The 8,004-nt window shown below is 44.5% G+C and carries 6 protein-coding genes; 3 read left to right on the top strand and 3 right to left on the bottom strand.

Annotated features, from left to right (window positions below; all coding sequences use genetic code 11):
* The coding region (locus DWX33_RS20710; protein ID WP_122380993.1) for a winged helix-turn-helix domain-containing protein at nucleotides 1-251 on the bottom strand (251 nt) is incomplete at its 3' end.
* 195 nt (nucleotides 252-446) lie between these two features.
* Between DWX33_RS20710 and DWX33_RS20705 the strand changes: the two genes are divergently transcribed.
* The gene (locus tag DWX33_RS20705; RefSeq protein WP_008778253.1) at nucleotides 447-1,316 is read left to right on the top strand and encodes an AraC family transcriptional regulator; all 870 of its coding nucleotides are present in this window, start codon (nucleotides 447-449) and stop codon (nucleotides 1,314-1,316) included.
* 7 nt (nucleotides 1,317-1,323) lie between these two features.
* On the opposite strand, the gene DWX33_RS20700 is transcribed toward DWX33_RS20705, so the two are convergent.
* Nucleotides 1,324-2,916, bottom strand: coding sequence for an alpha-galactosidase (locus DWX33_RS20700; protein WP_122380992.1), 1,593 nt, complete (start codon nucleotides 2,914-2,916; stop codon nucleotides 1,324-1,326).
* 146 nt (nucleotides 2,917-3,062) lie between these two features.
* Nucleotides 3,063-5,105: a M13 family metallopeptidase gene (locus tag DWX33_RS20695; protein WP_009276336.1), complete on the bottom strand. Its 2,043-nt coding sequence runs from the start codon at nucleotides 5,103-5,105 to the stop codon at nucleotides 3,063-3,065.
* A 182-nt stretch (nucleotides 5,106-5,287) separates the two neighbouring features.
* On the opposite strand from DWX33_RS20695, the gene DWX33_RS20690 reads away from it, so the two are divergent.
* Complete coding sequence (locus tag DWX33_RS20690) at nucleotides 5,288-6,823, top strand: alpha-N-arabinofuranosidase (protein WP_005855809.1); 1,536 nt, start codon at nucleotides 5,288-5,290, stop codon at nucleotides 6,821-6,823.
* A gap of 82 nt (nucleotides 6,824-6,905) precedes the next feature.
* Nucleotides 6,906-7,805: a nucleotidyltransferase gene (locus DWX33_RS20685; RefSeq protein ID WP_122380991.1), complete on the top strand. Its 900-nt coding sequence runs from the start codon at nucleotides 6,906-6,908 to the stop codon at nucleotides 7,803-7,805.
* Nucleotides 7,806-8,004: the final 199 nt, after the last annotated feature.

Here is an 8,004-nt window from a genome sequence, read left to right as displayed (position 1 = left end):
AGCTGTATGCTTAATCCCCCAGGTTTATCGGGTGAGCCCATATTGGATTTGATGCCATTGCTGACATACAACAAACCATTCTTTCTTGTGATATAAATATTGTTTTCTCTAGCCAACCAGCCAATAGCCAAGGCTAGGTCCTCAATACTTAAAGACAATTTACGGCTTAACTCTTGCGTAGATATTTCATTTACCTCGTTTAGCGCATGCCACACTTTTCCTGCGTTTAGTCCAATTCTTCCTTTTTCCATAATCAAAATACTTTTCTAGTAAACGAACTATATTCTTTTTGTTTCCTCTTTCCTACGATTAGTAGTCATTTGTAAAGTTCGCCCTTAAATTTTAGGGAATCAATATCCATTCTTTCGTTTCTATGTTCTATTTTTATTATCTTGAATAATAAGTATTTATTAATTCCTATATTTGAGACGAATTACCGATTAGATATGGAAAAGGAAATGCTCACATTCGATATCACGAACGATTTTATCGTCGGAGATCGTATCACAAAAGAGACGCTAAACAAATACAGCAAGCTGCCTCATAAGATAAAGGCAGGTTTGTTTCTCCTTTGTGTAGAAGGTTCCGTGCAGGCTTCTATCAATCTAGCGAAGTATACGATTAACAAATATGATTTCGTGACCTTAGTGCCCAGCAATTTTATCCAGTTTCATGAAATATCGGACGACGCACGTTTCTATTTCGCCGGATTCTCTTCGGAGTTTATGACAAACATCAATTTTATTAAATCAACCATGAGCTTTCTTCCCGTTATCACGGAACATCCGATCATGCCGCTGGAAGAATCTGTAGCTCAATTATATATTGACGGATACCGTTTATTGATACGTGCGCAATCCTTATCCCCGTCTTATTCTATGGTAAATAAAAACCTAGTCATCGCTTATCTCACGATATTCATGCAAGGAACGGCTGAGTTATATAAAAATCATAGCCATTGGACAAATGGAATCCGTACGCGCACCAATGAGATTTACCGTAAGTTTATCCAACTTGTCGTAGAGCATTATACCACCGAGCACAGCGTTTCTTTTTACGCCGCTCAATTAAATTTGTCGTTACCTCATTTCTGCACGACTATTAAGAAAGCGATCGGACTTACTCCTTTGGAAATCATCTCCTCCATTATCACGATGGATGCCAAGGCACAATTAAGATCAACAGACTTAACCGTAAAAGAGATCGCTTTCTCTTTAGGCTTTAACAACCTGTCTTTTTTCAACAAATATTTCAGGCAGCATACGGGAATGACACCTCAAGAATATAGAAGAATGAAAATTCCCTCAAGCACGTAGCCAGCAATCACTTCTTTAGTAAAACCATACCATCGATATCGGGCATCCATGAGTTTCCATTCGATAAGCGTATGCGATTCATACCGGGTTTCAGACGGATCTCTATTTGCTCGCTAGCGACCTCATGCGCAGGATGAGCCTCTACATTTTTTACGACAACTCCATTAACTTGACAAATTAATTCTCGATTCTCCGCACACTGATAATCCACGGACATCAAGTATAAACCTCCCTCACGACTGTATACATTATGCCATTCCAGATAATTGCTATCACGATTACCTAATCCCGTAACCTTCGCACCTCCAGAGCAATTCCCGTCATCCTCATAAATCGCCGTTCCAAACGCTTTGTGATTTTTTATTTCTTGATAGTCTTGCAACCAAGCACATTCCGCCTCATAAACCGTCCGTTCTCCCCTTTCCGGTCCATCCAGACGGAAAATACGTGTCCCATGCGCAGGTATGGTTACGGAAAAATCCCGATCCTTGTACTTTCCAAGATCTCTCCTTTCAAATAAGTCCCGTACACTCACGTCGCCCCGCAAATAGAAATCGGCAAAATCCAGATGAATAGTCCGTTCCTCATCCGTAGAATTATAGACGGCAACAGCGCATGTATTCCCATTCACTTCTTCCAGATCCTTTGTCAAGATATACACTCCATCCATTTGCTTAACGACATAAGCTTGCAAGCCTAGTACGTCTTGATTTAACGCTATCAGTTCCTCGTTTTTTAGTAGCCGCAAAGCTTTCTCAGAGATGGTAGTCAGATCACAGCCGATCAATAAAGGGGAGCTCATGATACACCACATTCCAAAATGAGTTTTATCTTCTTCCTCACTCATTCCACGGCCGATCTCAAGCATATCCATATCATTATATTTTCCTTCGCTCGCATAAGCGGACAAATATAGATTCTGCCGGATAATATTCTTCACGGACTCCCAGCTCGGATTTATATCTTGCGAGATACGCCATGAGAAGGCAACGTCATGCACCCACGTACCGGGAAAATCCCAACGACATACATTCATACGCACATCTTTACGGCCGGTAGCTAGTATCGCATTATGGATCGCCGTGTATCGCTCTTGCTCATCCAGACCTAATTGATCGAAATTCTGTTTGGCATCGCCGCCACAAAAGTCGATCTTAATAAAATCGAATCCTATTTCCTTAAAGAAGTAGTCCGCGTCCTGACGATCGTGCCCATAAAAGCCGACATTGATCCCTAAAGAATCCTTATCCCAAAAGGAGCCGCAAGTATTCCGGCCCGCATCGGAATAAATACCCGCCTTAAACCCTAACGCATGGATATGATCTACCGTCTGCTTCAAGCCATTCGGAAAACGGACCGGATGAGTGATTAACTCCCCGTTCGCATCCCGTCCCCCAAAATACCCGTCATCAATATTGATATATTTATATCCAACCTCTTTCAAGCCATTCCGCGACATCGCATCAGCTTGTTTCATTATCAGTTTGTCGCTGATATTCACTCGATAGGTATTCCATGAGCTCCATCCCATCGTGGGAGGATCATACGCAAAAACAGAAGATGCCAAGAGAAGTAAGGCGATTGATATATAGTTTCGCATGGTATAAAATTTTCATGTATAACGTTCTTAATCAAACAAAAATAAGAAAAGTGCATCAGACCGCCAAATCGGGATAAACGAAAAAAGGGAAGTATGCCTTTTTGACGTGACATACTTCCCTCATTTATATAAACTCTGTATTTGGGTTACCAGATAACTACCCGATCAGCCGGAGCCATAAACATCGGATCACCCTCTTTAATGTCAAAAGCGGCATAGAACGGGGCAATATTACGCAAGGCGGCGTTCACACGCCATTTTCCCAATGAATGCGGGTCGATCTTGGTACGACGACGGATCTCCTCGGGACGGATATTTTGTCCCCACAACGTCGCATATCCCAAGAAGAAACGTTGTTCATTCGTGAAGCCATCGATCGGGGCCGGAGTCTCTTTGCCCTTCAAGCTATTCAAATAAGCTTGGTGAGCGACCAACAAACCTCCGTGGTCGGCGATATTCTCACCCAACGTAAAACGTCCGTTGGCATGAAGCGTATCTATTACGATAATCTGGTCATATTGATCAACCAATTTATCAGCACGCTCCTTGAAACGAACAGCATCCTCGGCAGTCCACCAATCGATCAAATTACCATCCTTATCGTAGTTACGTCCCTGATCATCGAATCCATGCGTCATCTCATGGCCGATTACCACGCCAATAGCGCCATAGTTCACCGCATCATCGGCATCCGGATTAAAGAATGGAGGCTGAAGGATCGCAGCCGGGAAACAGATCTCATTCGTAGTCGGATTGTAATAAGCGTTCACGGTCTGCGGATTCATATGCCAACGAGACTTATCGACCGGCTTATCCACGTCCGCCAATTGATAGGCCATATCGAAGATGTTAGAACGGCGGACATTCGCCCAATAAGAATCGTCCTTGATCTCCAAGCCACTATAATCACGCCATTTGTCCGGATAACCTATTTTCACCGTAAAAGCGGCCAATTTCTCTTGCGCTTTCGCCTTAGTCGTATCGCTCATCCATTCCAAGCCATTGATCCGCTCGCTCAAAGCAGTCTGCAAATTCCCCACTAGCGTCAACATCTTTTCCTTAGAAGAAGCCGGGAAGTATTTCTCTACATACATCTCGCCGACAGCCTCGCCCAACGCACCGTTTACCGTATTCAACGAACGCTTCCAACGAGGTTGTTGTTCCTGCTTTCCGGACATTACCTTTCCATAGAACTCAAAATCAGCGTCTACAAAATCATCACTTAGGTACGGAGCCGCCGCGCTCAATAAATTAAACGCCAAATAATATTTTTGCTCATCGACCGTCGTATTCTGCAAAGCCTTATTCATATCCTTATAGAAGTTGATTTGCTTCGCGTCCAACTCTTTCAGCCCAGCTAATCCCATGGATTCAAAATATACATCCCAATCCAACGGGGATTCTATTTGCTTGAAATCCTCGTAAGCCAATTTATTATAGTTTTTCTGGGAGTCACGCAAATCCTCACGGCCATAAGAGATCTCGGCGATAGCCTTCTCTATTTTCATCACGGCATCCACCGCCGCATCCGCCTGTTCCGGGCTTGAGCCGGCCAATGTAAATAATTTATTTATATAAGCCCTGTAAGCATCACGCATCTTGGCGGAGCCTTCATCTTCCAACAAATAATAATCCCGATCGCCCATTCCGATACCAGCCTGATACAGCTGGACGATATTCATGGCACTATTCTTCTCGTCAGCGTCCACAAACAAAGCGAAGAACGGAGCCATGCCTTCCTTATGAAGCGTAGCCACCATCTTAGAGACATCCGATTTCGTCGCCAGCGCATTGATAGCGGCCAGTTCCTCTTTGATAGGAGCCACTCCATCGGCATTCAACTTCGTGCTATCCAATCCCATCGCATACAAAGCGCCGATCTTCCCGGCGACACTGCCCGCCTCATGGGGCGTAGCGCTAAGTTCCTCGATCAATACCCGGAGCTGTTCTTGGTTATTCTCTAGTAATTGGTCGAAAGTTCCGAAACGAGCGTATTCCGGTTTCAATGGATTATTCTTTATCCATCCACCACAAGCGTATTCATAAAAATCCGTGCCTGCGGCAACCGTAGTATCCATATTCGCAGGATTAATAGCAGCGATCTTCACTACCTCTTTCTGAGGAGTGTTACAACTCGCTAAAGCGACTATCCCAGCCGCTAAAAACGGAAACATTTTTCTCTTTCTCATTTTGTTTAGTCTTTTGCCTTAAAACCTTACAAAGATACGATAAATACACAAAAGAAAAACATGTACGTGTTTCTTTTAAAACATGTACGACTTTTTCCGAAAACACGCACGTGTTTTTCGAACGATAAAAGGATTCATGTATTCAAGAATAAGTGTATCTTTGCCAACAAATCATTTATATCATGAAGAAACTAATAATCAGCGTTTGGGCATTTATCGCCCTTCCCTTATTCGCTCAGCGAGACGCGAATATCCGTATTTATCCGGAGCAAGGTAACCAACAGATCAGTAAACATATTTACGGGCAATTCGCCGAACATCTAGGGAGTTGTATCTACGGTGGCTTATGGGTGGGGCCGGAGTCCGACATCCCTAATACCCAAGGATACCGTACGGATGTCTTGAACGCGTTGAAGAAACTACAGATCCCGAACTTACGTTGGCCGGGCGGTTGCTTCGCCGACGAATATCATTGGATGGATGGAATCGGCCCCAAGGAGAATCGCCCGAAAATGGTGAATAATAACTGGGGAGGGACGATTGAGGATAATAGTTTCGGAACCCATGAGTTCTTGAATCTATGTGAGTTATTAGGTTGTGAGCCTTACATCAGCGGAAACGTGGGAAGCGGTACGGTTGAGGAAATGGCTAAATGGGTGGAATACATGACCTCGGAAGGAGACAGCCCTATGGCCAACCTACGCCGGAAAAATGGCCGGGATAAGGCATGGAAAGTCAAGTTTTTCGGCGTTGGGAACGAGAGTTGGGGATGCGGGGGCAGTATGCGACCGGAATATTATTCCGACCTTTACCGTCGTTACTCTACGTATTGCCGTAACTATGATAGCAATGTCTTGTTCAAGATCGCCAGCGGTGCCAGCGATTATGATTACAACTGGACCGAGACGCTGATGAAACAAATCGGCGGACGCATGGATGGTATCTCTTTACATTATTATACAGTAGGAGATTGGAACAATAAAGGCTCCGCTACCGATTTCAACACGGAGGATTATTACTGGACCTTAGGAAAATGCCTTGAGATAGAGGATGTCGTTAAAAAGCATATCGCTATCATGGATAAATACGACCCGAAGAAAAATATAGCCCTCATGGTAGACGAATGGGGCACTTGGTGGGATGTGGAACCCGGTACGATCCCCGGCCATCTGTTCCAGCAAAACACGATGCGCGACGCTTTCGTGGCCGCTCTTACCCTACATGTCTTCCACAAATATACGGACCGAGTGAAAATGACCAACATCGCACAGATTGTCAATGTATTGCAGTCCATGATCCTCACGAAAGGCAAGGACATGGTGCTTACGCCTACTTACCATGTGTTCGAGATGTACAAGGTTCATCAAGACGCTACCTTTTTGCCGATGGATCTAATCTGCGACAAGGAGAAAGTAAGAGACAACCGGGAAGTGCCGGTCGTAAGCGCCTCCGCATCCCGGGACTCGCAGGGTAAAATCCATATCTCGTTGGCGAACGTAGATCCCCGGCAAAGCGAGAACATCCATATCGACCTGCAAAACGTAACGATAAAGAGCGTGAACGGGCGTATCCTGACAGCGTCCTCCATAAACGACTATAACACATTCGATTCGCCGGAGAAGGTCAAGCCGGAAGTTTTCAAGGGAGCCAAGGTGGAAAAGGGAAAGTTAAGCGTCAGCCTTCCTCCCATGTCGATCGTCGTATTAGAAGTTTTATAAAAAGACGGACAATAACATGGCAATGTTTCTATAATTATTAACTTTGCCCGAAGAATTAAAAAACACATTAAAGAAACGCATTATGAAACCTACATTATTTGTATTGGCAGCCGGAATGGGTAGTCGTTATGGAGGATTAAAACAATTGGACGGCCTAGGTCCCAATGGCGAGACCATCATGGACTATTCTATTTTCGATGCTATTCGTGGCGGGTTCGGTAAACTTGTATTCGTTATCCGCAAATCTTTCGAGAAAGACTTCCGTGAGAAAATCATCTCCAAATATGAGAACCATATCCCGGTTGAAGTCGTATTCCAAGATTTGAACGATCTTCCGGAGGGCTTCACTTGCCCGGAGGGACGTGAGAAACCGTGGGGAACCAACCATGCCGTATTGATGGGCAAGAAGGTTATCAATGAGCCTTTCGCCGTAATCAACGCCGATGATTTCTACGGACGTGACAGCTTCGCCGTATTAGGCAAGCAATTGTCTGAGATGAATGGCAAGAAGAATGATTATTGCATGGTAGGCTACCGTGTAGGTAATACGTTGAGCGAGAGCGGTTCCGTGGCACGTGGTGTTTGCGCCACGAACGAGGAAGGTTATCTGACAGGCGTCGTGGAGCGTACCGCTATCGAACGTATCGACGGAGAAATCCAGTTTGTAGACGAGAACGGAAAGAAGGTCGTATTGGAAGAAAACACGCCGGTCTCCATGAATATGTGGGGCTTCACTCCCGATTATTTCGAGTATTCCGAGGAATTCTTCAAAGAGTTCTTGAAAGCGATGGGTAATTTAAAGAGTGAATATTTCATCCCGTTGATGGTAAATAAATTGATCACGGAAGGAACAGCCCGTGTGAAAGTATTGGATACAACCTCCAAATGGTTCGGCGTAACTTACGCGGCGGATCGTCAAGGCGTTGTGGATAAGATCCAAGCCTTGGTAGACGCAGGCGAGTATCCAAGCAAATTATTCTGATTATAAGGTTCTTATGGCTGATTCCTCAGCAGGAAGTAACAGCCGTGGCCTAAGACTTTTATCGTATCACCCTTGTGAAGCGATCTTTTCACCTCTGTGAAACGATCTTTTCACGGGGGTGATACGATCTTTTCACTCCTGTGAAAAGATCAATACCTCCTAATGAAAACGATACTATATATATTTCCATTACCCAAAA

Source organism: Parabacteroides sp. AF19-14, from assembly GCF_003635485.1.
Taxonomy (GTDB): Bacteria; Bacteroidota; Bacteroidia; order Bacteroidales; family Tannerellaceae; genus Parabacteroides; species Parabacteroides distasonis.
Note: the sequence above shows the minus strand (reverse complement) of the source record. Positions and strands in the feature narration are given on the sequence as shown.